The sequence below is a fragment of the Fictibacillus nanhaiensis genome (assembly GCF_036213205.1).
In the GTDB taxonomy this organism is placed as follows: domain Bacteria; phylum Bacillota; class Bacilli; order Bacillales; family Fictibacillaceae; genus Fictibacillus; species Fictibacillus nanhaiensis_E.
The window spans coordinates 139,860-161,545 of record NZ_JARMFC010000006.1; the positions used below are offsets into that span (position 1 = coordinate 139,860).

Sequence of the window (21,686 nt, forward strand, 5' to 3'; positions counted from 1 at the left end):
CGTTTCCAATACCATCATATTAGCCATGAACACGAAACAACTCAGAGAAAGTAGAGATTAGTATGTTACGAATCTTAAAGAAAGGAACGGATAAACCAAAATCATTACTTGCTTACAACTTTCCATTAACCGAAAGCAAACTGAACACCTTGATTGATTCACCATTATTAGAGGAAGGGGTATACTCACTTGAACTGTTCAATGGTGAAAGTGTTTTAGTAGCCCCCTCCCTTTATAGAGAAGGTGAATCAGTGGAAGTTCCTTATTTTCCTAAATTCAGAGTTTCGCATTACCGAATCACACTTGATAAACCATCATTCTTACCACTATATATCAACGAATCATCTAGCCTATTTAAACAGATTGCAGCGATAGATGAATCTGTTCATGTTCAGTTGGTATTCCAGAAGCTAAAAGACAATCACAAAAAACAATTCATTGAGCAGTATAAAAGTTATTTAGAAGGAAATGATTTACCTTTTAGTAGTTCACTAATCAGATCCTTTCAAACAAATGCAATTAAAGTGTTATCTAAAGTAGCCAATTACAATATGAAACGTGAATATATTCCCGAAATTGAACTGAAAATCCTTGAAAAAGGGTACAAATTTGAGATAAAGGTGGCAATTTTGAGTGAAAAAACGGATATTTTTGAAGAAAAACTACAAAAAATCATCAAAAATATGGATTTTTATAATGAATTATCGTTTGAACGGATAGATTATCACGAAAATATGAGACAAAGAGAGTTTTCACAATACGCAAATGGTCAGATACTTTGTGAATCTGAGTTGAAATGTATGTTGCTCGGTGAATATAAAGCAGAAGTGAAACCGTTGATACAGGATGCGATTGAGAATTCTTTGGAAGAGGTGAGTAGCGAAAGAACATCAACGAACTTCATAGATATGTTACCAGTTGGAGTTAAAAAGGAAAGACCGTTTGATGACGCTACTATTGGAAAACGACTTCTACAATCAATAAAGAGGGTGGGATTGAAAAATAACACTAAGTTTAAAATTGTCAGCGTTCAACAAGGAGCAACATTGCAGAAAATAACGGTCAAATTACCAGAAGGAGTAAATTACACAGAAATAAAAAAGAAAACTGAGGACTTGCAGAATGCATTCGGCACAGATTCATTTTCAATTGAGCATGGTGAAGAGCCTGAAACAATATCAATATTAGTTCCATGCAATGAAAGAGATACAGTTCATCTTAAAGAACTAATGATGACAAAGGAATTTGAAGAGTTTTCTAAAAAAGCACAGTTACCGTTTATAATTGGAGTCGATCCTGTTGGAAATTTAATATGTGTGGATTTAGCCGAGATTGTTCATTTACTTGTGGCAGGTCAGACGGGAGGAGGTAAGTCAAAGTTTCTTAATCAACTAATCTTAACGATTTTAATTGTAATGAATCCAAAAGAGATTATGATGTATCTAATAGATCCAAAGAAAGTTGAGTTTAAACAATTCGGTTCATTCCCTCAAGTGCAAAAAGTAATTACAGATATGAGTGAGGCAGCGATTGTTTTTGCTTCACTTGAATTAGAAATGGAATCCCGTTATGAGAAAATGGCTAAAGCAGGATACAAGAAGATAAGCGAATACAATAAGAAAGCCAAAAACAAAATACCGTACATTGTCGTGGTAGTTGATGAGTATGCCGATTTGTTCCATCAACATCCTGAAGTGGAGGGATATATTCAAACATTCGGTGGAAAAGCAAGAGCTGCTGGCATTCATATGATTATCGCTACTCAATATCCGTTAGCTGATGTAGTGAGTAGTATTATTAAAGAAAACTTACCTTCACAGATTAGCTTTAGATTGAAAAGTAATACCTCTTATAAGACTGTCTTTGGTTCAGGTATTCCTTACACATTACTTGGTAAAGGAGATGGTGTTGCAAGAATAGAAGGGCAACAAAAGGAGTTTATGAGATTTCAAAGTCCAGTTATCACAGTTGATGATACGAAAGAGGTTCAAGTATGTGAGGAAATAGCTAAACTATTTAGCGAGGAAAGATTAGAGGGTATAGGTTTGGTTAAACAAGAAAAACCGATTGATCAATTGAAACGTATAATTGCAAGTAATAAAGAAACAAGAATCAAAGAGCTTCAACAAGAATTGGGCATAAGAATAAATGTAGTTAGCGAATTGATGAGGTGTTTAGTCGATGAAGGATGGTTAGAAAAAGAGGAAGGGAAGAAAGGATATAGTATTGTAGCAAGCGATGAAGAACTGGATAAGTGGAGATAGGGAATGGTCGAGGGACTGTTCCCTATTTTTATTTTAAAAAGCATTGACTTAAATCAATTATTCAATTATATTAAGAGGGTAAACCAGTTTACAAAGGAGGTGTGATTAGTGTTATCGGGTAAACAATTAAAGATTCAAAGAATTATTAAAGAGATTCAAGCAATGGATATTGCATCAGAGTTGAACGTTAGTAAGACATACATAAGTTTAATGGAAAAAGGCGAACGGAAGATTCCTTTACATATATACAACAAGTGGGTTGATATTTTGGGATTGTAAAATAAATTAAACAATAAAGGAGATGTAGAATGAGTATTGAAGCAAAAATAACCCCGACAAGAGAAATGTATTACAGTGACAGTTCAAGTTATGGCATATACGCATGTGAAACAAAAGACAGAGCAGGAATCAAAATTAATAAGTATGGAAACTTCTCAATCAAAGGGAATACGGTGAAGCTTGAGATTGGTAATGAGTACAATGCTAGTTTAATTGAAAGAGAAGATAAGAAGTATGGTACATATTATGAAATTGAATCAATCTTTGAGGATATTCCAACAGATGCAAGTAAGCAGCGTGATTACCTTCTGTGTGTATTAACTGAGAAACAGGTTGAGGAGATATATAAAACGTACCCTGATCAAGATATTATCCAGTTAATCAAAGATGATAAGTTTGACATTGATAGAGTAAAAGGCGTTGGACTTAAGACTTACGAAAAGATAAAGGATAAGATTATTGAGAACTTGGAGTTCCAACAAGCATTTGAATTTTTATCGCAATACGGAGTAACGAACAACCTAATTATCAAACTTGTAAAACATTTTAAGTCAGCGAGTTTATTAATTAAGAAGATGAAAGACAATCCGTTTTCAATAACTGAAGTCAGTGGAATTGGATTCAAGAAAGCAGATGCTATTGCTTTATCAATGGGTACACCTTCTACTGATGAATTCCGTATTCTATCTGCAATTGAATATATGATTCAAGAAGAAGGAAACGGTGGGCATACATATTGTAAGATTGATAAGTTGGTGGATGCTGTATATGAATTGTTAGGTGTAGATATCAACTTAATCAATGAGCAAGTAAAAGATACGAATACTGTAATTGTGCTGGATGATAAGATTGCTTTAAAGAAAAATTACCGAGCTGAACAATACATAAGTAACCGATTGAAGGAATTACTAAAACAATCCACAACCTTGAATATTGATGTGGAAAAGTTTATTGAAGAACAACAAAAGAAACATAGTATTCAATTAACCGACCAACAAAAATCATTGTTTGAAATTGTAAAACACAATAATGTTGCTTTATTGGTTGGGTACGCAGGTGTAGGCAAAAGTCAGATTACAGCGTTACTTATTGATCTGTTAGATCAACTAGGGATTACTTATAAACTTCTTTCACCTACTGGCAAAGCTGCTAAGATTCTTTCTAATTACACGCAGCGTCCAGTTGAAACAATCCACAGAGCAATCGGATTAGGTGAGAAGAAAGAACAAGAAGCACAAAAGTTAATTGAAGAAGAATTTGTTATTGTAGATGAACATTCAATGACTGATGCTCAATTGTGTGCAAAGTTATTACGTAAATGCACGAATGAAAACCTAAGATTGTTATTCATAGGTGATGAAGCTCAAATTGCGAGTGTGTCAGAAGGAAACCTTTTACATGATATGATGCATAGTGGAGTCATTCCAACTGCAAAGTTAGATATTGTATTCCGTCAAAAAGAAGGTGGAATCTTAGATGTTGCAACTAAGACACGATTAGGGGAAAAGTTTGTTGAGAACAGTTTCTATGGATTAAAGGAATACGGAAACAATTGTACATTAGCAGCAGTCACTCAAGATAAGATGGAAGGTGGATACAAGTATTTCTATAAGGAAATGTTGAAGGAGTATGATCCTGAAGATATTACGATTGTAACCCCTACAAAGAAAAGTTCATTAGGTACAGTTGAAATAAATAAATCTATACAGGAGATTGTTAATCCTAGTGATGGAAAGAAACAAGAAAAGGAATACGGATTCAATAAGACGATATTCAGAGAAGGAGATCTAGTTATCAATACAAAGAACTCCTACAAGATTCCTAATATTTATGACAGAGCAGTGGACATTGTAAATGGGGATATTGGAAAGATTGAGAAGGTTGATTTAAAGGAAGAAGAATTAATAATTGATTTTGGATTTGATAAAGTACCGATACCCTTTAAGAAACTAGACCAACTGTTACATGCATGGTGTTTAACAAAGCATAAAATGCAGGGTTCCGCCAACAAAATAATTATTGCTATTGCTGATAAGTCACAAAAGTTCCAGCTTAATGCTAACTTAGTTTACACTGCATTCACAAGACCAACAGACAGATTGATTATATTGAGTCAGGCAGATACATTAAACTTTGCATTGAAAAAGTTTGCGAATAAACAGAGAAGAACATTCCTAAAGGATATGTTAATGAGTGAGGGGGAGGTATCGGTTGAATGAGATTATAAATAAATTAAGCTACAATGAAAAAGAAACTAAGATATACATTCCAAATGAGATATTTAATGACCTGGAAGGATTACATGTCAAAGGTAGCAGTCATGTTGCCTTTGCATATTCTTTTTACTATTTAACGAGTTGGTTATATAGATATTGCAAGTACGGTCAGATTGAAATTGATACGAAGATGATAAAGGAATTGTTAGGTTATCATCCTGACAATAAAGTGATCAATTACATTATCAAGAAGAATGGTGTACTCGATGAATTAGGATATACCATGACTACAACTGATTACCCTGTAGCATGGGAATACGAAGATGGTTTGGAGTTTGTGTTGCTCAGTGATTTAGATACAGATGCAAAGAAAATGCTTCAAAGTAAGAAAGGTAAGAATTATAAGATTAAGGTTCCAATTAAAGGTATATGGAGAAGTAAGGAAAGTGAAGAGGAAGGAATAGAGGATGGTACATTTTATGAAGTAGATAATACACACTGTGTTCCATTTGAAGTATTTATTGAGTGCATGGAGAATGATCAGTTAGGATGTATTGGATTCTATTTATACTGTTACATGAAAAGTAAGTATCAGATATTTGAAACAGGATATGATGTATCTCTAACTGAACTGGAAAGATGTACGGGATTGAGTCATAAAACATTGTGCAGGTATTTGGATAGATTGAAGAAATATAGAATGATAACCTGTGATGTACAAAACTTTGTACTTGGATTGGATAAAGGAGAAAGGAAATCTAATACATACCATGTGAATGACTGGGAGTTGTTTAGTGATAAGCCAATGAGTTATGTAAAAGCTCAAGTATTAAAGTTGGATGAATATCAGAAAATGCAGGAAGAACAATGGGAATTTTAAAAAGGTTACATTTTGACACTAGACTTAATATAAATAATTAATAATAAATATAATAATAAAATTTACAACAATTCAAGTTTATTATTAATCTATATTATATGTAGTGTCAATTTTTAACCTTTTTGATTTTCTGAAATGTAGATAAGGTTGAGGTGAGTTATTTGGATATCAATTTTAGGATAGGGCAGCTTATATGCTGCTCTATTTTTATTTGGTGTGAATGTATCCCCTATGGTTAGATCAGGATGGAGAGTTGAATATGAGATGAGTAGTTTACCAGTTATCGTATGTGTATCGTAAGGGGAAAATATGTGAGTCGTGAGTACGATAGAAAATGGATAGGTGAGAGAGGATAAATGTAGATAGAATAAGGGATTATGGGATGTTTGATAGGGCAGAATGGGAGGAAATGATGTGATGTTATCGTTAAACCGTTGAGAGAGTAAGGGTGAGAGGTGTTTTTAGTTAATTTGGAGGAAAAGTGGGTAATTTCAGGATTGCAAAAGTACAGTAAAAATGGGGATTGTTATCGTGGGGAACGATAGATTTACGATTCAATTTAGGGTGAAAATGGGTAAAATGCGAGTCGTCTGAGAAATGAGTACGGTGTAAAAGTAGATGTGCTATCCGAACATTTGTTCCTATAAAAGGGTCTATAAATGTAAAATACGCCCCCTATATTGGTATCAAAAGGTAAACAGAATATCCATTCTAATATACTAATCTTTTGTAAGTGAGATATTTGCAGCTATTCTAACTTGATTTACTCAGCTTTACTCAACTATCCAACATATTATAAATTTGTCCAGGCTCATGATCCTTTTTTATTTATTTATGGTTAGTATATAAGCAAATCGTTATATAACATAACTTTAGTCAGCAGTGTGATATATAACCATTTGCTTATATGCTTAATCATTCATATAATAGTTTACTTATATTATACTTATCCACAAACTTACTAACATATACACAACTTATTCAACAATCATCTTACCCATAACTTTTCCTTATCACTCTTCCTATTCTCCATAAGCAAACACAATCAAAATAATTTATTCAATTATCCTATTTCCACTTTACACCTACACTCATTCCATGTTATATTATATATGTACATACTTTTCCACTTCTAACCTATCTTCTCATTTCCTGGAATCTTATGTACAAATTATGCAAATATCAAAAGGAGGAATAATATACACGTATGACAATTATAAAAGTAGTTGATTCTATTATGGGATCTGGAAAGACTTCAGCAGCTATCAATCTAATGAAAGAAGCTCCAAGCGATAAGAACTTTGTATTTATTACACCGTTTCTTCCTGAAGTTGAACGTATTAAGGATAGTATAGACAAGGATATAAGGAGGTTTCACGATCCTAAAATACATATGTCTGAAGGTAAACTAAATACTAAACTAGATTCATTACATAAACTATTAGCAAACAACAAAGATATAGTATCTACTCATGCATTATTTAAACGAGCAACAGACGAAACGAAAAGCCTTATACATGCAGGTGACTATACATTAATCTTAGATGAAGTAATGGACGTTGTAGAACAATTAAAGATAAATAAGAACGACTTAGAGTTATTATTTAATCAAGAATTAATATACTTAGAAGACGGCTTTATCAAATGGAATGAGAATAAGAAAGACTTTGAAACTAGATATGATGATATTAGAGACATGGCTCTAAACAATAATCTAATATACTTCAGAGAAACTATTCTTATATGGACGTTTCCAGTTGAAGTATTCAAAGCATTTAAAGAAGTTTATATACTTACATACCTATTTGATTCACAATTACAAAAGTATTATTATGATCTGCACGATTTAAAGTATGAGAAATACATAGCTGAACAAGTAGAAGGTAAATACATAATTACTAATAATGAAGCTAACACCAAACACATTAAACAATCCATAAAAGAAAAAATAAATATATATGAAGGTAACTTAAATAATATAGGCGATGAAGACTTTTCTCTATCTAGTTCATGGTATGAAAAGAAAAGCACTCACACAAAAGGTAAGCTTAAAAATAATATAGGTAACTACTTTAAGAATAAGGTGAAGTCATCTAGTGAGGAAGCTATGTGGACTACATTTAAGAAACAAAAGGATAAGTTAAAAGGTCAAGGATATACTAAAGGGTTTGTGTCATGTACTGCACGTGCAACAAACGTTTATAAAGATAAGAAAAATTTAGCTTATACTATTAACCGTTTCATTAATCCAATAATATCAGGATTCTTTAATGAGAAGGGTATAGAATTAAACCAAAACAAGTATGCTTTATCTGAACTTGTTCAATGGATATGGAGATCAGCAATAAGAGACGGCAAAGAAATAAATTTATACATACCTTCCAAACGTATGAGAAAATTATTAATTGACTGGTTAGACGATAAATTATAAATAATTTAAGTTAGAATATCAAATGTTCTAAAACCTTCTAAAAATGCTAAAAAAACATTGATATTATTGGCTTTTTGAAAGTTAACCCTTAAAGGAAACATATAAATAATATATTCAATTATAGACATATCCATTTACTATTAGTAGGTGAATATGTCCTTTTTTTTTAAATTTAAAACATATGAATGTTGCGATAGTGCTGCAACATTCTGTAAGTCTTCACAAGTTCAGACTTACGTTTTTCTCTATAGGGGAAATGTGGTCTAATTTTTTATTTATCTTCCTTGTCTCCTTTTGTCGAAAACTTTTTTCCTCATTTCAAAACAAAATACGCAACAATACTTGTAATGTATCATATAATATTGTATAATCTTAAGTAAGGAAACAAAATAAAATCTTCACTAAAGGAGATCAACAAAATGTTAAAAGTAAAAGCTGGTAAATTTGCAGGAAAAGAAATTACAAAGGTAATCAACCAAAACGAAAAATTTGCAAAGGTAATCATTGAAAATGATACACAAGTAACAATCCCAGCTTCAAACATGGAAGAAGTAAAAACTGATTTAGTCATTGAAAATAGAACTTACAAAAATGTATTATGTGCAGACGGTAAAGAAAGATTTTTAATTTTTCACAATGATGGATCAATAGAATATTGTACAAATAAAAACGGCAAACCTTGGGGAGTAGGAAGACTTATCAAAAGAGAATCATTTTTACAACTTCCTAAATGGAGCACTGAAGAAATTAAAAGATTAATCAAAGGAGAATAAAATACACAATGATTAAAGTATTAGTAAACAAACACGGCAGTAAACTTTTACATGCTGCCGTTTATGATCAAACGACACAAAATGCAAAAGTGCTTTGCAGCGAAGCGAATTACTTAGGAATTATAAACGATTACACATTACCAACAGTAAATAATGTAACTTGTAAGAAGTGTATAAAATTAATGAATACATAAAAAAGGAGTTACCCAAAATGAATCACACAAACAACCTAATCAACCTAACAAACGAACTTCGCTCACATTCTATAACCTGCAACCTAGAAAACAATACTCTTTACCTTCCTACTCTTTCATTATCACTTGAAACAGGATCACAAATAAAAATATACGATTCACAATTTAACATTGTAGCAACCTTTAAAAGTCCAGTATCAGCTATAAAGTTTATCATGGAAATAAACAAACTAAAAACACAACTAAAGGAGCAAACACAATGAAAACCTATATTCTTTCTGTATTCACTGTTTTAACTCTTCTTATCACTCATGAGCAGTTACAAGCGCAACCTACTCAGCAACCTAACACAACAAAACAAACCTACACAATTCAGCTTATCAAACCTGAATCAAAAGAAATCTATGCAACTTCTAACAATCCTAAAGATAACCTATATCTTGATCAAACTTACTTCAATTCCAGCTATAAAGAATTAGAAAAGATTGTAGTAACATTTGATAATGTCGGTGACATTGTGGAAGTTGAAAGTAAATAATTTGTCGAAAACTTTATAAGTATAAATTACACAATTATATCAATTTATAGTTGTGTTTTTTCTTGTTATGGCATATAATATAATTAAGAAAACAAATAACGGAGGTTGTAAAAATGAAAACTCCTAACGAATACTTAGAAAACACTTTCAAGTCACTTGAAACAACTGAAAAATTTCAAAAATGGATTACTGCAAAACAAGTCAACTTTTTCACAAATGTATGTAACCTAAAAAAATCTAGTCACTTCAGAGCAAATCAAACATCTAGCCTTAATTATGTTGGAGAAACTGATAAATACAATATTAACATCTATATAAGCCCAGTAAATAAAGCTGGATCAATCACAATCATTAATAAAACTATCCAAAACGAAAAAACAAAAGAATTAAATAATGATAGAATAAATGAACTAAATGAAAAAATCATTTACTTAAAAACAACTATTGAAGAAGTTGAAAAAAAGCCTTTAGAAGAATGGAACAAATTTGATAAACTATACATTCCAGGAATGAAAAAGGATCTTGAAAAACACTTAAAAGAAGTAGAGCAACTACAAAGATAAGCCTCTATAAAGGAGGCTTTCCTCTTCTTTTAATATAAATAACATATTCAATTGTAACAATTTGTAATTGTATTTCTTTCCATAATGGAATATAATAGTAATAGGAAAACAAATTGAAGCCTAACGAGGCAAAAGGAGAAATTAAAAATGACATTTCATCTTACTGTAAATGGGCAGCTTGAAAAGTTTGATAATCTGGAAGGGTACTACTCTAGAATTGCATTTTTAAGAGGCAATGGCTTTAAGATTGAGTACGCTGATCAAAGTGAAAATGATTGTATGGCAACAAACTAAACCGTCTTAACTGGCGGTTTCTCTAGTCTGTAAATGCAGCATTTTACACTAATTTGTCGAAAACATTATAAATAAAATACGCAAAACTAGTAAGTTTTTCTTGTAATCATATAATCTATATTGTATAATTTACTTAAGAAGAAAAATAAATGCTGATCACTCAGCCAAAGGAGAAAATTAAAATGTGGACTTACAAAAAATCAAACTTTAAAGCTCAAGGATTACAAGTTTATACGGCGTATGCATTCGGTGAATTTAGTCACTATGTTCATAAAAAGCCAGTTTATCAGCTTCAAGAAAAAGAACGTTGAAAGGCATTGAACGTAAAGAAGTAAGATTAAAAGGGAAATATCACTATCAGCAGTTTTTTAGAGGTTTTAATGGAAGTTTAATTACTACACTAGGAGTCTTCATACATATAAGTGATACACTCACACCTTCACGCATTGAATTTAACAAGAAGTTTATTGAAAACGGTAAATACAAAGACATTATCTCTGTAATCAAACATGAATGTATCCACTATGCAATGTATATGTTGGGAAGACCTTTTAAAGATTGGGATAAAGAATTTGAAAAAGAATTACAATTACACGACGCTGCACCTAATACACAAGATATCGACTATTATGTTGAGAGGAATGTAAGAGTATATAAGTGTAAATGTAGAGAACACATTCAGTTTGCAATAATAAGTCCTAGTGTATGCACCAAATGTAATTACCGCTTGATCTACCAGGGAACTAGAAAACAATTGGCTTAGACAAGTCTGAATTAAAGACGAGTTTTATCGAAGGTTTAAATAGCCATAATAAAGGGTATCTTAAACAAAAGAAAGGTGTGATACTCTATGAATACCATCATAAACATAAAAGCTTTAAACTGGTTATTAAAAGCAAGAGCCAAATACAGAATGTTTTGGATTGGGCGGTTTTGTTGTATTCTCATGGTCACATTAGTATTATACATCGCATCGAAGGTGAATTTACATTTCTATACACTATAAGTTGGGGATCAGCCTGTATACTAATTATTGGATTAGATGTAATGGCTTTAGAAAAGGAAAAAGAACATAAATAAAATCATACCTGATAAACAGGCATATATAAATTTGTAAAAAAATTAAAATAAATTACACAAAAATAGTTGTATTTTGGTAAGTTGTAGCATATAATGGTAATAGATAAACGAAGGAGATGGTTAATTGAATAAATGCACAATTGATAATTGTAATGAATCGCAATATTGGAAAGGTTTTTGTTCAACACATTATGTATACTTTAATATGCATGGAGATGCTTTACATTTTGAAAAGCTAAAAGAACAGAATAAAGGAAAGTTGCATAAAGCATTAGGAAAGATAAAAACACCATATGAAAACAATCATAAAGTTAGTTATTGGGGATCAAGAATATAAATTATGCAGTCATTGTGACGAATGGATATTAATGATAGCTGATAATTTTTATCAAACCAAATCAAACAAGGTAGACGGATTCCATCCATATTGTAAGAAATGTGCAACAATAAAATCTACTGCATGGCAGCAATCAATTGACCCTGAACGTAGAAGAGCATATTTTAGAAAATGTGATTCATCTGATAGACGTAAAAAGATTAAAAGCGAGAATAATGCAAAACGAAGAGCAGAAGGCAAAGAGAAAACTTGGAGACAACAAAATAAAGATAAGTTATCCGAATATGGCAAATTAAGAAGAATGAACAAAACACATGAAATAACAGAGGAAGAATGGATCGAATGTTTAGAATTCTTTAACTACAAATGTGCGTATTGTGGAATGACTGAAGAAGAGCATTATAACACGATTGGACAGCAGTTACATAAAGAGCACGTAGAACATACTGGAGCCAATGACATCACTAACTGTGTTCCTTCATGTAAGAACTGCAATAGTCAGAAATGGGAATTCGATTTCCACGACTGGTATACAGAAGATAAATCGCAATACAGTAAACGAAGATATAACAAAATTATAAAATGGTTAATGAACTTTATCGACTCTGTATAAAATCCACATTTGATTCGACAATAACTTCTTGATCACTTGAAAGGAATGTTTACAAAAAATGCAAACTTACAAAATATTTATCAATGAAATAGACTCAGGAACAGTCAAAGGTGATAACATCAACGAATTCCTTGTCAAGTATTATCCAACATTCAAGCATAAAATCAATCATGGAAAGAAGTAAGATTGACTGTAGATGTATTAGTACTATTGCAGCAAAGATTTAAAGCTATATAGACAGTAAATTATTTAATAATGACTATCTTCTAGGGAGTGCACACTACACTCTATCTTCAACCTCTTCATTTGCGATTTGTTTTAGGGCAAAGTAGACTCCGACTACAAACCCTGCTTTGCCTAGAGGATAGTCTAAAACTCAAATAAAAGGAGACTGATCACAATGAAGCCATTATTCATTCGTGTAACAAATAACAGTGGAGTTTTAGAGGATTCAATTGAGCATATGATTGGTGAGGTTTATAAAGTATTTGATACTTACCAGTATGAAGATGAAGGCAATTTAGGAATTGAAGTAAATGACAACGTTGTACCGATCTTTGCTGATGAATATGAAGTTGTAGAGTGGGCTTAAGTATTAGAAGTAACAGGATGGGGTTATAAGACAACTCTATCCTGTTTATATATAAACCTATAACTAATTAAGGGAGAGATTTATTGTGAAGAAGTTCTTTAAATGGTTGGGCATTATCTTTGTTGTATTAGTAATTATTAATATGTTTACAGGTGGAGATGAGGAAACACAACCTACAACTAATAATACAGAGTCTACAGAAACAGCAACTAAACCAGAACCAGCAAAGAAAGAAGAACTTAAAGAGGAGCCAAAAGAAGAGGAAGCAGTAGAACAAGAACCTGCTAAACCTGAAATGTCAGTCTCACAAGCAAGTGCTGTGCAAAAAGCGGAGGCGTATATTGATATGGGAGGTTTCTCTAAAACAGGTCTTATCAAACAATTAGAATTTGAAAAGTTCTCCAAAGAAGATTCTGCATTTGCTGTAGAAAATATTGATGTGGATTGGAATGAGCAAGCTAAGATTAAAGCTGAAGCTTACATGGATATGGGTGGTTTTTCTAGACAAAGCCTGATTGACCAACTAAAATTTGAAGGATTTACAGATGCAGAAGCTACTTATGGAGTAGATCAAGTTGGACTCTAAGAACTTAAACTATTGTATATACAATATAATACGTACAATCATAAAGAGACTATTACTTTAGTCTCTTTATTTAGTTGTGATAAGTTCATTTAATAGTACATAGAATTTAGTTATTGACAAATATTTACCACTAATTGTAATATTATGAGGTAAGTTGTTCTTTGTAAAGAACGTATACGTATTTATACCCAGGAAAAAAGTTTTATAAAAAGTTTCTCAAAAGTATTTACAAGTAATAACATTTGGGTGTAGTATACGAAGTGTAGGAAAAATAAACCAAAAACGAAAGGTTGGGATTTGTAATGCCAGTATTCACTTCAAAGATTTTTGTAGGACTTTTAGCAGGTAGCGTAACTTTAGGAGGACTTGGTTTAACATTCGGAGGAACAGAGATACTTAGCAACGCTTCAAGCTATGTTGGTCAAACAGCTAACAAGATTGTTCAATATGAAGCAAATGAAAATGCACTAGTATCAAAGATTGATAATTTAAAAGCTGATGCTAATTCAAAAATTGCAGATGCCAACTCGAAGATCGCTTCTAAGAATCAAGCTATTGCTGATCAAAAGAAAGCTATTTCAGACTTAGAAGGTAAGAAATCTCAACTTGAAGGTGAAATTGTAGATTTAAATAACACGATTACTGGGTTAAATGCAGATATTCAGAAGTTAACAAGTGACCTTACAAAGTCTAATGCTGATCATGAAGCTACTAAACTTCAATTAGCTGATAAATCTGCTCAACTAGATGCTAAAGTTGCAGAGCTTGCAAAAGCTAATGAAGACTTAACTAAAGCTAATGCAGAAATTCAAAGACATTATCAAATTGCTCAAGATGCACTTAACAAAGCACAACAAGCAGATGGTGTAGTAAAACAACTTGAAGCTGAAGTTGATAAAGCTAACGCTGAAGTTAATGCACACGGTGAAGCAGTAGATGCAGCTAAATCTAAAACTGATGGAGCAGAACCAATTAACGTTGAAAAAGTAGACACTACTCTAACAGAAGTAGTTGACTCAACTCCAGCAGCAGAATAATTCCCAACTCTAGGCATGTATACAAATAAATAGTAAAGAAGTATGATAAGGTGGAGGCATAGTCCTTCACCTATTTCTATACATGTCAAAGGAGAGAAACTAATATGGAGGTAGAGAGAAAAATTAGAAAAATAGGGAATTCTTTAGGAGTTCATATTCCATCAAAGATAATAAAACAGATGGAATTAGAAGAGGGAGATATAGTGTATATCTCTTATAAAGAAGATAAGATTGTAATCACTAAAACTACAGATGAACCTACAGATGAATTAAAAAACAAGGTGATTCAGATCCTGGATGAATACCTACAAGAAAACGAAAAGAAATGAGACTCTACATTTAATGTGGAGTCTTTTTATATGTCTCAATATTATATAATCACAACTTTTTACAGAATTAATTGTAACTTTGTAACAAGACAAGTGCCTACTACATATCCTGTAATCATAAGAAAACAAATTAAACAAAACTTGGGAGGAATTAAAGTGAATATTTTAAACATCGAGGAACTACATGAATCTGGTGATTATATTCATTTAACATTTAACATCTATCTAGAGGGTATGAGATTCAGAGAAGTATATACAAAGTTTTGCCGAACTACTGAAACAAGTAGAAGTTACTTTGTATTACATGGAAATGTCTGTCAGGATATATCCCTCACAACTTCTGAATGCGACCAGATTAATTCCTACATCCTTTCTGAATTATTACAAACTGTTTAGAGCTATCTGTTTTGGATAGCTCCTTTCTTTACCCTTTACATGAATACCAGCTTAATAGCTTCACCTTTATTGAGTTCTATTGCATACATTAGTTTCGTGTAGGTATTGAAGTATTGATCATGTTTTAGTTTAATCATTGCAGCAATACTCTTTTCCATTATGAATCTGTTTTCCTTGTATATTTGCATGAATGTATTGAAGTCCGTTCTATCTTCTATAAGTAACATTAACTTATATCTTTCCTCAGTCTTAGTTGTAAGTACATTTATATAGTAGCTTTTCATCTCTTTATTCATTTCCATTGTCATAATGTATCATTCCTTTTCATATTGTAATAGTAGTCGTTTTGTTCGACTTCTTAGTGTATTCTATTCGCTTTCTTGGTCACTGTGACAACCTTTAGACTCATACCCATGCCTATTTTGAAAGGAGATAAAAGTATGTATAAACCTGATTACAAGCCATTGTGGGTTACAATGGCAATGAAGGATAAGAAGAAGAATGACTTGAGGAAGGATCTTGGAATGTCATCTTCTACTATTTCTAAAATGGTAAACAATCAATTTGTAGCTATGAGTGTAATTGCTCAGTTATGCGATTATCTAAGCTGCAACATTGAAGAAGTAGTACAGATGAAACCAGGTGAGTAATCATCTGGTTTAGTTTCTAAAAATAATTGGAAAAACTTTCATCAAAGTAGTTGACTTAAATGAATTATTCAATTATACTCATAATAAGAACACAGCAAGGATAACTTACATAGTATGAAAAGGAAAACAAATTAAAAGGAGGAAGTAAAAATGAGAGCTTTAAAAACGGATGTATTAGAGCAGTTACCTACCTTAGAATTACATTGTGATTTTGGAGAGTTGAAGTACGTAGAAGATGATGAAAAGATTTACATCAACACTAATGATAAAAGGGATAAGAAAGTTAATTATCTTTTTAAGAACAGGGATAGAGAGTGGATCACTGAAGAATATAAATATCTACAGTGGAACAAGTGGTATAATTAAAACTGAACAAAAGAGGAATTTTAAACAGATATAACAAATGAAAAACGAAGAAAAACAGAGATAATAGAAGAAAATAAAAGTTGTGACTATTCAAAGGAGGAAATACAATGCCAACAAAAATTGATGAATATTTAGTCAGATGGGTCGATTTGAAAAATGGTATCTTCAATGAAAAAGAAGTTAGCTACAGCTATATGAAAGATTGGCTAACTAATAAAGATCACATTCAGGTACTTCACAAAGAATATGTTAGAACAGTTAGTTTGGTCTGAAAAAAGAATAGGAGTGAAAAGATGAAAACGGGAAATTCATTAACGGTAATTATAAATACACTTATGGAAACTTTTGAATTTGATTATGAGCAAGCAGCAACTGTAGCAATAAAAGTAGTTAAGGATTTAGAAAGTAAAGACTTCCAAATATATTATAATTGGAAATGAGAGGGTGGAAATATGACAAACGAACAAATGGAATTACATATCAAAGGAATATTTGAAAATTGTAATGGTTTAGCAGTACAGCATGTAGTAGCTTTGGAAAATGAAATAAAAAGACTACAGGAAAGAAACAAGTTTCTGGAATCATTGAATGAAAAAAGCATCGAAGAGGATTTAAATGGAGAGTGAACTAAAACATCTACTAGGGAAAAAAGTAACAAAAGTAAAAGATAATGACCTTTATTTTGAAGATGGAACTATAATAGAATTTCATCCATATGAAACATATGTATATGATCCAGTTTGTAAATGCCCTTCACCAAAGAGACAAGTAAAAACTCTTGAGGGAAAAGAGGGATACGTAAAGGATGTTATTTGTATAAAGTGTGATAAGCCAATATACCGTTAGGGGAAATATAATGAAAGTAACTTATACAACAACGAATAAAAAATCTTGCAGACATGATAATGGCTGGTATGAAACTCTAAAGTTTTTATGGTTTACGAATAGATTTTTTGTTTGTACAGATTGTAAAACATTAATTAAAAGAATGGAGGAATAAAAAAATGAAAGTAATGGTGACTTATAAATTAGTCAAAAAAGCTGAAGAGTGCGAGAAGTGTGGCGGACATGGAGAATTAGAGTACGACAATGGAGTTGGCATTTTAACTTACACTTGCCCTGTTTGTAAAGGTGAAGGTGATACTATTGGAGCGTAAGGATGCTAATAAGGTAGTTGAAGAATTGCAGGAAATGAGAAGGTTAGATGATGAGAAATTCGCTATAAAAGTTCGTAAGGTGTTGTGCGAGTATGAACGCTTGAAAAGAGAAGAAAAACTAAAGAATGCTTTAGGACATATGTGAAATGTACAAAGAATTATTTTCACATAAATATTTTAAAAATCATCCGTATCTATTTGATTTAACTAAAGCGTTAGAAGAGTTAAAGGATGATATTGAATATCGTATACAGGAGTATGGCTTATTAATTGAGGGTTACCGTTTTGAGACTACATTCACGGAACCAAGTGAAAAACAAGAAAAGTATTTGTTAATTGTTAAAGCATTTAGAATAGAAAATGACTTAAAAACTGAATAAAACAGTTGTTTCTTACAGTTTTAAAAAGGAGGTTGAGAAATGGAACAGAAAACAGACCATATCCTAACAAAAGAAGAAATTTACACATTGATTGAAAATGCGAAAACCATGAGCAAAGGTGAAGAGTTTTCCGATTTGATTCAAGTAACCTACACGAATGCTTTAAGACTTGTGCAAGTTTTAAATAACATTGACAAGGTTTACTGGAAGGATATCACAACAAAGAATTTTACATTGACTAAAGCAGAAGTGTTTAAAATGTTTAAGCAACTTTTAGATGTTAGCGGAATAGATACTAAAGGTAGACATCTTTCATGGCACTCAATCAGATCGTCACGAATTCATCATTTAGCAAAAGAAATGAAAATTGAAACTGAATAAATGAAGTATATTATTGAAAGTTAGAAGGGAATTGATATGCAATGGAAGAGAAATATGTAAAACTACAACATGTTAAGGAACTGCTTAAATTAATTAAAACAAGGGACAGTTTCCATGACTGGTCTGATGAGTATGAAAAATTTGATCAAAAAGTAAAAAATACTATTGAATGGTTAGAGAGAAACGCTAAAGAAATTACTGTATAAAACACTTACTTTATTCTATTAAAAAAATAAGGAGATGATTAAAATGCATGTGATCACAACTGAAATGAAAAAGGAGTTTGTTAAATGGCTTCTTAACACTTATCAATTGGCTCAAAAAGAGCACACATGGTTACTTAACTATCTTAGCTCAACTAACGAGCAACTTGAAAAAGTTCATTTTGTAGATGTATTTGAGGATACTCATAAAAAACGTATTATACTTCACACTAATTGCTCTCATAAGCCTGGGCATTTTGAATTTAACTTGAACGGTAATATATTGGGTGAGCCTGAAAAGACTTTCCACAACATTAGACGTAATCCAGAAGAACATGTATTTGTTAAACTAATCTATAGAGACAAGGCACAGAGCATGGAATGGGGAGATATTTGTGAAGCATACAGCACTCCTAAATTTACAGGCTTTGAAGTTGCTGCACAGTTAATTCTAGATCAATCATTTGAAACATTTAATATTATGCAGTTACAGAAAGAGATTGATAATGCCTTAGAAACAGGCGATAAGGCACTATTTATGAAGCTAACAGACCAGCTATTACATACAGAAAATAAACTTGTAAAATCTTTCTAAAACACTAGACAAGAACAACTTATTCAATTATACTCAGAGTAGATAAACAAATTACACAATAGTAAAGGAGTTAAGAAACAATGGAAAATGAAACGTTAAGTTTTGGTCAATATGCTTTCTACCTATTTAGCATTATCTTCTCAATATTGTCAGTCTTCATGATCTCTGGAGCATTGTGTAAGAAGTTTTTACTTAAGAAAATTGAACAAATGGAGATTGACACAGGGCAACAATGAAATGGATAATAAAGGTATAAAAAATAAACTTTGAGGTGATACAAATGGGATTTTTCGAATCACTATTTAAAGGAATTGTAAAAGCGAAAATTGAAGAAGCGAATAGGAGCCCTGAAGAACAAGAGTGGGATAAACTTGCACCAATTGTAATAAACGGCATCAAAAATTTTTATATCGCCTACTATGATCACGGAGAAAGAAATCCCGATGAACTACGAAGACTATATAACCATTTTAATGAACCACTTACCGTACTTACAAGAGATGAAAATATAGTAAAGTTGTATTTTGAAAGACTACAACACATGCAAAGTGAAAGTGTTAAAATACTAAACAGCGGTTATTTTTAAAAGAATTTGATTTACTTAGGAGGAAACAATATGGAATGCTCTCACTGTCACAAAGAAATGTCAGAAGTAGTTACATGTATACCTGTTCCTATCCCTTGTAATGGAGTAGATTATCTTCCTGTAAAGTATGGAAATGAAACAGGCGTATGGTCAGACATGGCTGATAAACATGAAAACTGTCCGGATTGCGGAGTCAAAAAAGGCGGTTATCATCACCCAGGCTGTGACATTGAACGATGTCCTAAATGCAAAGGTCAGTTACTTACTTGTGATTGTATGGATATGTAGTCTGAATAAATGAATTGTTTTATCGAGAGGAGAAATAGAAAAATGACAGAAACTCAACTGTTTTTATTAAGAAGTCACGCAGAAAAACACAATGATCCTGATATGCTATGGTTAATCGAGCAAGCTGAAAAGGTATGGAAGCTAGAAGAAGCAATTAATTATGTCTTAACTGCTGAGCCAAGTCATTATCACAATATGAAGAACATGCTTGAGGATTTTAAAACGGTTATTAACATGACAATTAAAGATTAAGATTTCTGTTTAAAGTACGAAATTTACTTGAGTTAAAAATAAAAAGAGAAGGAAGAGGAGAGTGGGAAAAATGAAGTTAGAAGAAATAATGATTGAACATATAGAGGAAATAAATAAAGATATAAGAAAAAATCTCGGCAATAGCCACAGAGTCGAACTATTAAAAGCTAAATCCACTGCATTATTGGCACTTGCGATAAACGAAAAAAGCGAAAGTAACGAGGAGGTATATTAATGACAAAACAGGAAGAGTGTGACCATTTAATTGAAATGGTTGCCAGAGCAAGGATGTTAGCTGCTCAATCTAAAAGCAATGTAGTTGGCATAATGTTAGATATGGTGGAGGTATACAGTGACACTATTGTTGAACAACTCGGACTTACAAGTGAATTATTTAAAAATGAAACTACAAAACGCTATAACGAGATAAAATCTAAATCAGGTGAAAGTATATGATATTAAAAAAATTCTTAAATAGAAAAAAGAAGAAACAAACTACATTCTGTTATTGTCCAAATTGTAACTATGAATTAATCGGGAATAAATGTTTTGTAAGCGATTATAATTTAGTAACGTATAAATGCAAGCAATGCGAATGTATATCAATGTGGCAGTTTGACACGCCTGTTCCTATTTTGACCAAATATACTTGAATGAAAAGGAGGATATAAATGAAAAACCACGAAAAAGTTTACCAAGAATTTTGGAAAGCTATTGTTGAAAACGAGGACGGCACTCTAAATGTTGAACAAATTAAGAAAGAACTTGCTGATTATAGAGTTTTGTTGAAAGAAGTACCTAAAGTATACGATGAACTCGCAGGTTTCTCTAAACCTCACACTAGAGCAAGTGTAATCATTAGTGCTGTAAATGACAGAATGATTGATAAACAAATGGCTTTTAATGATTTGACAATGACAGCAGAAAATGGAGAAGTAATTTTAACTGTAGATAAACTGAAAGAATACTTTGATATTTCATTAGAGCATTAACAAAGGAGGTATGTTGAAATTGGATAATAAGTATGAGTATGTGGAATTTTTACTCGGAAGCAATATAGAATATGTTGTTAATAGATTGTTTGATTATAGAGAAAAAGGGAAATTGGTTGTAACGAAATTTAACGGAACCCGCCTGTATTCCGATACAGTAACAATGGATGAAGCATACAAGGCAATCACTGGTATGACAAAGACGGAGTTTGAGAAATATCTATCAAATTAATAAAGGAGGTAACATCATGTCAAAATTAGCAATCGCTGGCAGCGAGTTCTTTAACCCTGTCAACATTAAAGAAAAGTCTAGATTGATGAAGAAGATTAAAAACCAGTACAAAGATCACAAAGTGTACTTTACTATTGATGAGGATTTATTAATCTACTCTACACATATTCATGAAAGTGATGCATACAAATTAAATTAAGAA

The 21,686-nt window shown here is 31.8% G+C and carries 41 protein-coding genes; 40 read left to right on the forward strand and 1 reads right to left on the reverse strand.

The window, feature by feature from the left end:
* The first annotated feature begins 62 nt into the window (after positions 1-62).
* The 19 genes from P4V41_RS07310 (at position 63) to P4V41_RS07400 (ending at position 15,402) form a co-directional block, all read left to right on the forward strand.
* Positions 63-2,264, forward strand: a complete 2,202-nt coding sequence (locus P4V41_RS07310; RefSeq protein ID WP_328084206.1) for an FtsK/SpoIIIE domain-containing protein — start codon at positions 63-65, stop codon at positions 2,262-2,264.
* A gap of 108 nt (positions 2,265-2,372) precedes the next feature.
* Positions 2,373-2,543 carry a helix-turn-helix transcriptional regulator gene (locus P4V41_RS07315; RefSeq protein WP_328084207.1) on the forward strand — a complete coding sequence of 57 codons (171 nt, stop codon included), beginning with the start codon at positions 2,373-2,375 and terminating at the stop codon, positions 2,541-2,543.
* A 29-nt stretch (positions 2,544-2,572) separates the two neighbouring features.
* The gene (locus P4V41_RS07320) at positions 2,573-4,762 is read left to right on the forward strand and encodes an AAA family ATPase (protein WP_328084208.1); all 2,190 of its coding nucleotides are present in this window, start codon (positions 2,573-2,575) and stop codon (positions 4,760-4,762) included.
* Complete coding sequence (locus P4V41_RS07325) at positions 4,755-5,639, forward strand: hypothetical protein (protein ID WP_328084209.1); 885 nt, start codon at positions 4,755-4,757, stop codon at positions 5,637-5,639. The genes P4V41_RS07320 and P4V41_RS07325 overlap by 8 nt, the downstream gene beginning before the upstream one ends.
* A gap of 1,207 nt (positions 5,640-6,846) precedes the next feature.
* A complete protein-coding gene (locus P4V41_RS07330) occupies positions 6,847-8,070 on the forward strand; it encodes a hypothetical protein (RefSeq protein ID WP_328084210.1) in 1,224 nt (407 codons plus the stop codon).
* Between the two features lie 419 nt (positions 8,071-8,489).
* The gene (locus tag P4V41_RS07335) at positions 8,490-8,843 is read left to right on the forward strand and encodes a hypothetical protein (protein WP_328084211.1); all 354 of its coding nucleotides are present in this window, start codon (positions 8,490-8,492) and stop codon (positions 8,841-8,843) included.
* Positions 8,844-8,851: 8 nt separating this feature from the next.
* Entirely contained in the window at positions 8,852-9,037 is a 186-nt protein-coding gene (locus P4V41_RS07340; RefSeq protein ID WP_328084212.1) for a hypothetical protein, read from the forward strand.
* 259 nt (positions 9,038-9,296) lie between these two features.
* Entirely contained in the window at positions 9,297-9,575 is a 279-nt protein-coding gene (locus P4V41_RS07345; protein WP_328084213.1) for a hypothetical protein, read from the forward strand.
* Positions 9,576-9,688: 113 nt separating this feature from the next.
* Positions 9,689-10,138 (forward strand): hypothetical protein, encoded by a 450-nt coding sequence (locus P4V41_RS07350; protein ID WP_328084214.1) that lies wholly within the window; start codon positions 9,689-9,691, stop codon positions 10,136-10,138.
* 147 nt (positions 10,139-10,285) lie between these two features.
* Positions 10,286-10,432 carry a hypothetical protein gene (locus P4V41_RS07355; RefSeq protein ID WP_328084215.1) on the forward strand — a complete coding sequence of 49 codons (147 nt, stop codon included), beginning with the start codon at positions 10,286-10,288 and terminating at the stop codon, positions 10,430-10,432.
* Positions 10,433-10,614: 182 nt separating this feature from the next.
* Entirely contained in the window at positions 10,615-10,743 is a 129-nt protein-coding gene (locus P4V41_RS07360; protein WP_328084216.1) for a hypothetical protein, read from the forward strand.
* Complete coding sequence (locus P4V41_RS07365) at positions 10,740-11,195, forward strand: SprT-like domain-containing protein (RefSeq protein ID WP_328084217.1); 456 nt, start codon at positions 10,740-10,742, stop codon at positions 11,193-11,195. The genes P4V41_RS07360 and P4V41_RS07365 overlap by 4 nt, the downstream gene beginning before the upstream one ends.
* Before the next feature lie 441 nt (positions 11,196-11,636).
* Complete coding sequence (locus tag P4V41_RS07370) at positions 11,637-11,849, forward strand: hypothetical protein (protein WP_328084218.1); 213 nt, start codon at positions 11,637-11,639, stop codon at positions 11,847-11,849.
* 31 nt (positions 11,850-11,880) lie between these two features.
* Positions 11,881-12,462 (forward strand): HNH endonuclease signature motif containing protein, encoded by a 582-nt coding sequence (locus tag P4V41_RS07375; protein WP_328084219.1) that lies wholly within the window; start codon positions 11,881-11,883, stop codon positions 12,460-12,462.
* Positions 12,463-12,862: 400 nt separating this feature from the next.
* Complete coding sequence (locus tag P4V41_RS07380; RefSeq protein ID WP_328084220.1) at positions 12,863-13,054, forward strand: hypothetical protein; 192 nt, start codon at positions 12,863-12,865, stop codon at positions 13,052-13,054.
* Positions 13,055-13,139: 85 nt separating this feature from the next.
* Positions 13,140-13,640, forward strand: a complete 501-nt coding sequence (locus P4V41_RS07385; RefSeq protein WP_328084221.1) for an Ltp family lipoprotein — start codon at positions 13,140-13,142, stop codon at positions 13,638-13,640.
* A gap of 302 nt (positions 13,641-13,942) precedes the next feature.
* Positions 13,943-14,677 (forward strand): hypothetical protein, encoded by a 735-nt coding sequence (locus P4V41_RS07390; protein ID WP_328084222.1) that lies wholly within the window; start codon positions 13,943-13,945, stop codon positions 14,675-14,677.
* 104 nt (positions 14,678-14,781) lie between these two features.
* Positions 14,782-15,006, forward strand: a complete 225-nt coding sequence (locus P4V41_RS07395) for an AbrB/MazE/SpoVT family DNA-binding domain-containing protein (protein ID WP_328084223.1) — start codon at positions 14,782-14,784, stop codon at positions 15,004-15,006.
* 156 nt (positions 15,007-15,162) lie between these two features.
* Complete coding sequence (locus P4V41_RS07400; RefSeq protein WP_328084224.1) at positions 15,163-15,402, forward strand: hypothetical protein; 240 nt, start codon at positions 15,163-15,165, stop codon at positions 15,400-15,402.
* 35 nt (positions 15,403-15,437) lie between these two features.
* On the opposite strand, the gene P4V41_RS07405 is transcribed toward P4V41_RS07400, so the two are convergent.
* Positions 15,438-15,710, reverse strand: coding sequence for a hypothetical protein (locus tag P4V41_RS07405; RefSeq protein ID WP_328084225.1), 273 nt, complete (start codon positions 15,708-15,710; stop codon positions 15,438-15,440).
* 132 nt (positions 15,711-15,842) lie between these two features.
* On the opposite strand from P4V41_RS07405, the gene P4V41_RS07410 reads away from it, so the two are divergent.
* The 21 genes from P4V41_RS07410 (at position 15,843) to P4V41_RS07510 (ending at position 21,683) form a co-directional block, all read left to right on the forward strand.
* On the forward strand, positions 15,843-16,052 hold the full coding sequence (locus P4V41_RS07410; RefSeq protein WP_328084226.1) for a helix-turn-helix transcriptional regulator: 210 nt from the start codon (positions 15,843-15,845) through the stop codon (positions 16,050-16,052).
* A 150-nt stretch (positions 16,053-16,202) separates the two neighbouring features.
* A complete protein-coding gene (locus P4V41_RS07415; protein ID WP_328084227.1) occupies positions 16,203-16,418 on the forward strand; it encodes a hypothetical protein in 216 nt (71 codons plus the stop codon).
* Between the two features lie 107 nt (positions 16,419-16,525).
* Entirely contained in the window at positions 16,526-16,690 is a 165-nt protein-coding gene (locus P4V41_RS07420; RefSeq protein ID WP_328084228.1) for a hypothetical protein, read from the forward strand.
* Between the two features lie 21 nt (positions 16,691-16,711).
* On the forward strand, positions 16,712-16,858 hold the full coding sequence (locus P4V41_RS07425) for a hypothetical protein (RefSeq protein ID WP_328084229.1): 147 nt from the start codon (positions 16,712-16,714) through the stop codon (positions 16,856-16,858).
* 12 nt (positions 16,859-16,870) lie between these two features.
* Complete coding sequence (locus P4V41_RS07430; protein WP_328084230.1) at positions 16,871-17,044, forward strand: hypothetical protein; 174 nt, start codon at positions 16,871-16,873, stop codon at positions 17,042-17,044.
* Positions 17,034-17,264, forward strand: coding sequence for a hypothetical protein (locus tag P4V41_RS07435; RefSeq protein WP_328084231.1), 231 nt, complete (start codon positions 17,034-17,036; stop codon positions 17,262-17,264). The genes P4V41_RS07430 and P4V41_RS07435 overlap by 11 nt, the downstream gene beginning before the upstream one ends.
* Positions 17,265-17,422: 158 nt before the next feature.
* Positions 17,423-17,575: a hypothetical protein gene (locus P4V41_RS07440; protein ID WP_328084232.1), complete on the forward strand. Its 153-nt coding sequence runs from the start codon at positions 17,423-17,425 to the stop codon at positions 17,573-17,575.
* Positions 17,565-17,720, forward strand: a complete 156-nt coding sequence (locus P4V41_RS07445; RefSeq protein WP_328084233.1) for a hypothetical protein — start codon at positions 17,565-17,567, stop codon at positions 17,718-17,720. The genes P4V41_RS07440 and P4V41_RS07445 overlap by 11 nt, the downstream gene beginning before the upstream one ends.
* 1 nt (position 17,721) lies before the next feature.
* A complete protein-coding gene (locus tag P4V41_RS07450; protein WP_328084234.1) occupies positions 17,722-17,955 on the forward strand; it encodes a hypothetical protein in 234 nt (77 codons plus the stop codon).
* 39 nt (positions 17,956-17,994) lie between these two features.
* On the forward strand, positions 17,995-18,336 hold the full coding sequence (locus P4V41_RS07455; protein WP_328084235.1) for a hypothetical protein: 342 nt from the start codon (positions 17,995-17,997) through the stop codon (positions 18,334-18,336).
* A gap of 41 nt (positions 18,337-18,377) precedes the next feature.
* Entirely contained in the window at positions 18,378-18,542 is a 165-nt protein-coding gene (locus tag P4V41_RS07460; protein ID WP_328084236.1) for a hypothetical protein, read from the forward strand.
* A 43-nt stretch (positions 18,543-18,585) separates the two neighbouring features.
* Positions 18,586-19,134 carry a YpiB family protein gene (locus P4V41_RS07465; protein WP_328084237.1) on the forward strand — a complete coding sequence of 183 codons (549 nt, stop codon included), beginning with the start codon at positions 18,586-18,588 and terminating at the stop codon, positions 19,132-19,134.
* A gap of 80 nt (positions 19,135-19,214) precedes the next feature.
* Entirely contained in the window at positions 19,215-19,370 is a 156-nt protein-coding gene (locus tag P4V41_RS07470) for a hypothetical protein (RefSeq protein WP_328084238.1), read from the forward strand.
* Between the two features lie 44 nt (positions 19,371-19,414).
* Complete coding sequence (locus P4V41_RS07475; protein ID WP_328084239.1) at positions 19,415-19,720, forward strand: hypothetical protein; 306 nt, start codon at positions 19,415-19,417, stop codon at positions 19,718-19,720.
* Positions 19,721-19,750: 30 nt separating this feature from the next.
* Entirely contained in the window at positions 19,751-20,008 is a 258-nt protein-coding gene (locus P4V41_RS07480; protein ID WP_328084240.1) for a hypothetical protein, read from the forward strand.
* 42 nt (positions 20,009-20,050) lie between these two features.
* On the forward strand, positions 20,051-20,260 hold the full coding sequence (locus tag P4V41_RS07485) for a hypothetical protein (RefSeq protein ID WP_328084241.1): 210 nt from the start codon (positions 20,051-20,053) through the stop codon (positions 20,258-20,260).
* A 70-nt stretch (positions 20,261-20,330) separates the two neighbouring features.
* Complete coding sequence (locus P4V41_RS07490; RefSeq protein WP_328084242.1) at positions 20,331-20,495, forward strand: hypothetical protein; 165 nt, start codon at positions 20,331-20,333, stop codon at positions 20,493-20,495.
* On the forward strand, positions 20,495-20,716 hold the full coding sequence (locus P4V41_RS07495; RefSeq protein ID WP_328084243.1) for a hypothetical protein: 222 nt from the start codon (positions 20,495-20,497) through the stop codon (positions 20,714-20,716). The genes P4V41_RS07490 and P4V41_RS07495 overlap by 1 nt, the downstream gene beginning before the upstream one ends.
* A 215-nt stretch (positions 20,717-20,931) precedes the next feature.
* Positions 20,932-21,252 carry a hypothetical protein gene (locus P4V41_RS07500; protein WP_328084244.1) on the forward strand — a complete coding sequence of 107 codons (321 nt, stop codon included), beginning with the start codon at positions 20,932-20,934 and terminating at the stop codon, positions 21,250-21,252.
* 19 nt (positions 21,253-21,271) lie between these two features.
* The gene (locus tag P4V41_RS07505) at positions 21,272-21,484 is read left to right on the forward strand and encodes a hypothetical protein (protein WP_328084245.1); all 213 of its coding nucleotides are present in this window, start codon (positions 21,272-21,274) and stop codon (positions 21,482-21,484) included.
* 16 nt (positions 21,485-21,500) lie between these two features.
* Positions 21,501-21,683 carry a hypothetical protein gene (locus P4V41_RS07510; protein WP_328084246.1) on the forward strand — a complete coding sequence of 61 codons (183 nt, stop codon included), beginning with the start codon at positions 21,501-21,503 and terminating at the stop codon, positions 21,681-21,683.
* Positions 21,684-21,686: the final 3 nt, after the last annotated feature.

Bases quoted from the DNA above. Each gene is read 5' to 3' on its own strand.
- P4V41_RS07320 (WP_328084208.1), top strand. From the start codon at position 2,573: ATGAGTATTGAAGCAAAAATAACCCCGACAAGAGAAATGTATTACAGT.
- P4V41_RS07480 (WP_328084240.1), top strand. From the start codon at position 19,751: ATGGAATGCTCTCACTGTCACAAAGAAATGTCAGAAGTAGTTACATGT.
- P4V41_RS07485 (WP_328084241.1), top strand. From the start codon at position 20,051: ATGACAGAAACTCAACTGTTTTTATTAAGAAGTCACGCAGAAAAACAC.
- P4V41_RS07380 (WP_328084220.1), top strand. From the start codon at position 12,863: ATGAAGCCATTATTCATTCGTGTAACAAATAACAGTGGAGTTTTAGAG.
- P4V41_RS07375 (WP_328084219.1), top strand. From the start codon at position 11,881: ATGATAGCTGATAATTTTTATCAAACCAAATCAAACAAGGTAGACGGA.
- P4V41_RS07355 (WP_328084215.1), top strand. From the start codon at position 10,286: ATGACATTTCATCTTACTGTAAATGGGCAGCTTGAAAAGTTTGATAAT.
- P4V41_RS07420 (WP_328084228.1), top strand. From the start codon at position 16,526: ATGCCAACAAAAATTGATGAATATTTAGTCAGATGGGTCGATTTGAAA.
- P4V41_RS07430 (WP_328084230.1), top strand. From the start codon at position 16,871: ATGACAAACGAACAAATGGAATTACATATCAAAGGAATATTTGAAAAT.
- P4V41_RS07395 (WP_328084223.1), top strand. From the start codon at position 14,782: ATGGAGGTAGAGAGAAAAATTAGAAAAATAGGGAATTCTTTAGGAGTT.
- P4V41_RS07335 (WP_328084211.1), top strand. From the start codon at position 8,490: ATGTTAAAAGTAAAAGCTGGTAAATTTGCAGGAAAAGAAATTACAAAG.
- P4V41_RS07360 (WP_328084216.1), top strand. From the start codon at position 10,615: ATGTGGACTTACAAAAAATCAAACTTTAAAGCTCAAGGATTACAAGTT.
- P4V41_RS07340 (WP_328084212.1), top strand. From the start codon at position 8,852: ATGATTAAAGTATTAGTAAACAAACACGGCAGTAAACTTTTACATGCT.
- P4V41_RS07500 (WP_328084244.1), top strand. From the start codon at position 20,932: ATGAAAAACCACGAAAAAGTTTACCAAGAATTTTGGAAAGCTATTGTT.
- P4V41_RS07310 (WP_328084206.1), top strand. From the start codon at position 63: ATGTTACGAATCTTAAAGAAAGGAACGGATAAACCAAAATCATTACTT.
- P4V41_RS07470 (WP_328084238.1), top strand. From the start codon at position 19,215: ATGGAAAATGAAACGTTAAGTTTTGGTCAATATGCTTTCTACCTATTT.
- P4V41_RS07425 (WP_328084229.1), top strand. From the start codon at position 16,712: ATGAAAACGGGAAATTCATTAACGGTAATTATAAATACACTTATGGAA.
- P4V41_RS07475 (WP_328084239.1), top strand. From the start codon at position 19,415: ATGGGATTTTTCGAATCACTATTTAAAGGAATTGTAAAAGCGAAAATT.
- P4V41_RS07415 (WP_328084227.1), top strand. From the start codon at position 16,203: ATGAGAGCTTTAAAAACGGATGTATTAGAGCAGTTACCTACCTTAGAA.
- P4V41_RS07460 (WP_328084236.1), top strand. From the start codon at position 18,378: ATGGAAGAGAAATATGTAAAACTACAACATGTTAAGGAACTGCTTAAA.
- P4V41_RS07410 (WP_328084226.1), top strand. From the start codon at position 15,843: ATGTATAAACCTGATTACAAGCCATTGTGGGTTACAATGGCAATGAAG.
- P4V41_RS07390 (WP_328084222.1), top strand. From the start codon at position 13,943: ATGCCAGTATTCACTTCAAAGATTTTTGTAGGACTTTTAGCAGGTAGC.
- P4V41_RS07455 (WP_328084235.1), top strand. From the start codon at position 17,995: ATGGAACAGAAAACAGACCATATCCTAACAAAAGAAGAAATTTACACA.
- P4V41_RS07490 (WP_328084242.1), top strand. From the start codon at position 20,331: ATGAAGTTAGAAGAAATAATGATTGAACATATAGAGGAAATAAATAAA.
- P4V41_RS07405 (WP_328084225.1), bottom strand. From the start codon at position 15,710: ATGACAATGGAAATGAATAAAGAGATGAAAAGCTACTATATAAATGTA.
- P4V41_RS07330 (WP_328084210.1), top strand. From the start codon at position 6,847: ATGACAATTATAAAAGTAGTTGATTCTATTATGGGATCTGGAAAGACT.
- P4V41_RS07345 (WP_328084213.1), top strand. From the start codon at position 9,297: ATGAAAACCTATATTCTTTCTGTATTCACTGTTTTAACTCTTCTTATC.
- P4V41_RS07450 (WP_328084234.1), top strand. From the start codon at position 17,722: ATGTACAAAGAATTATTTTCACATAAATATTTTAAAAATCATCCGTAT.
- P4V41_RS07465 (WP_328084237.1), top strand. From the start codon at position 18,586: ATGCATGTGATCACAACTGAAATGAAAAAGGAGTTTGTTAAATGGCTT.
- P4V41_RS07435 (WP_328084231.1), top strand. From the start codon at position 17,034: ATGGAGAGTGAACTAAAACATCTACTAGGGAAAAAAGTAACAAAAGTA.
- P4V41_RS07440 (WP_328084232.1), top strand. From the start codon at position 17,423: ATGAAAGTAATGGTGACTTATAAATTAGTCAAAAAAGCTGAAGAGTGC.
- P4V41_RS07510 (WP_328084246.1), top strand. From the start codon at position 21,501: ATGTCAAAATTAGCAATCGCTGGCAGCGAGTTCTTTAACCCTGTCAAC.
- P4V41_RS07495 (WP_328084243.1), top strand. From the start codon at position 20,495: ATGACAAAACAGGAAGAGTGTGACCATTTAATTGAAATGGTTGCCAGA.
- P4V41_RS07350 (WP_328084214.1), top strand. From the start codon at position 9,689: ATGAAAACTCCTAACGAATACTTAGAAAACACTTTCAAGTCACTTGAA.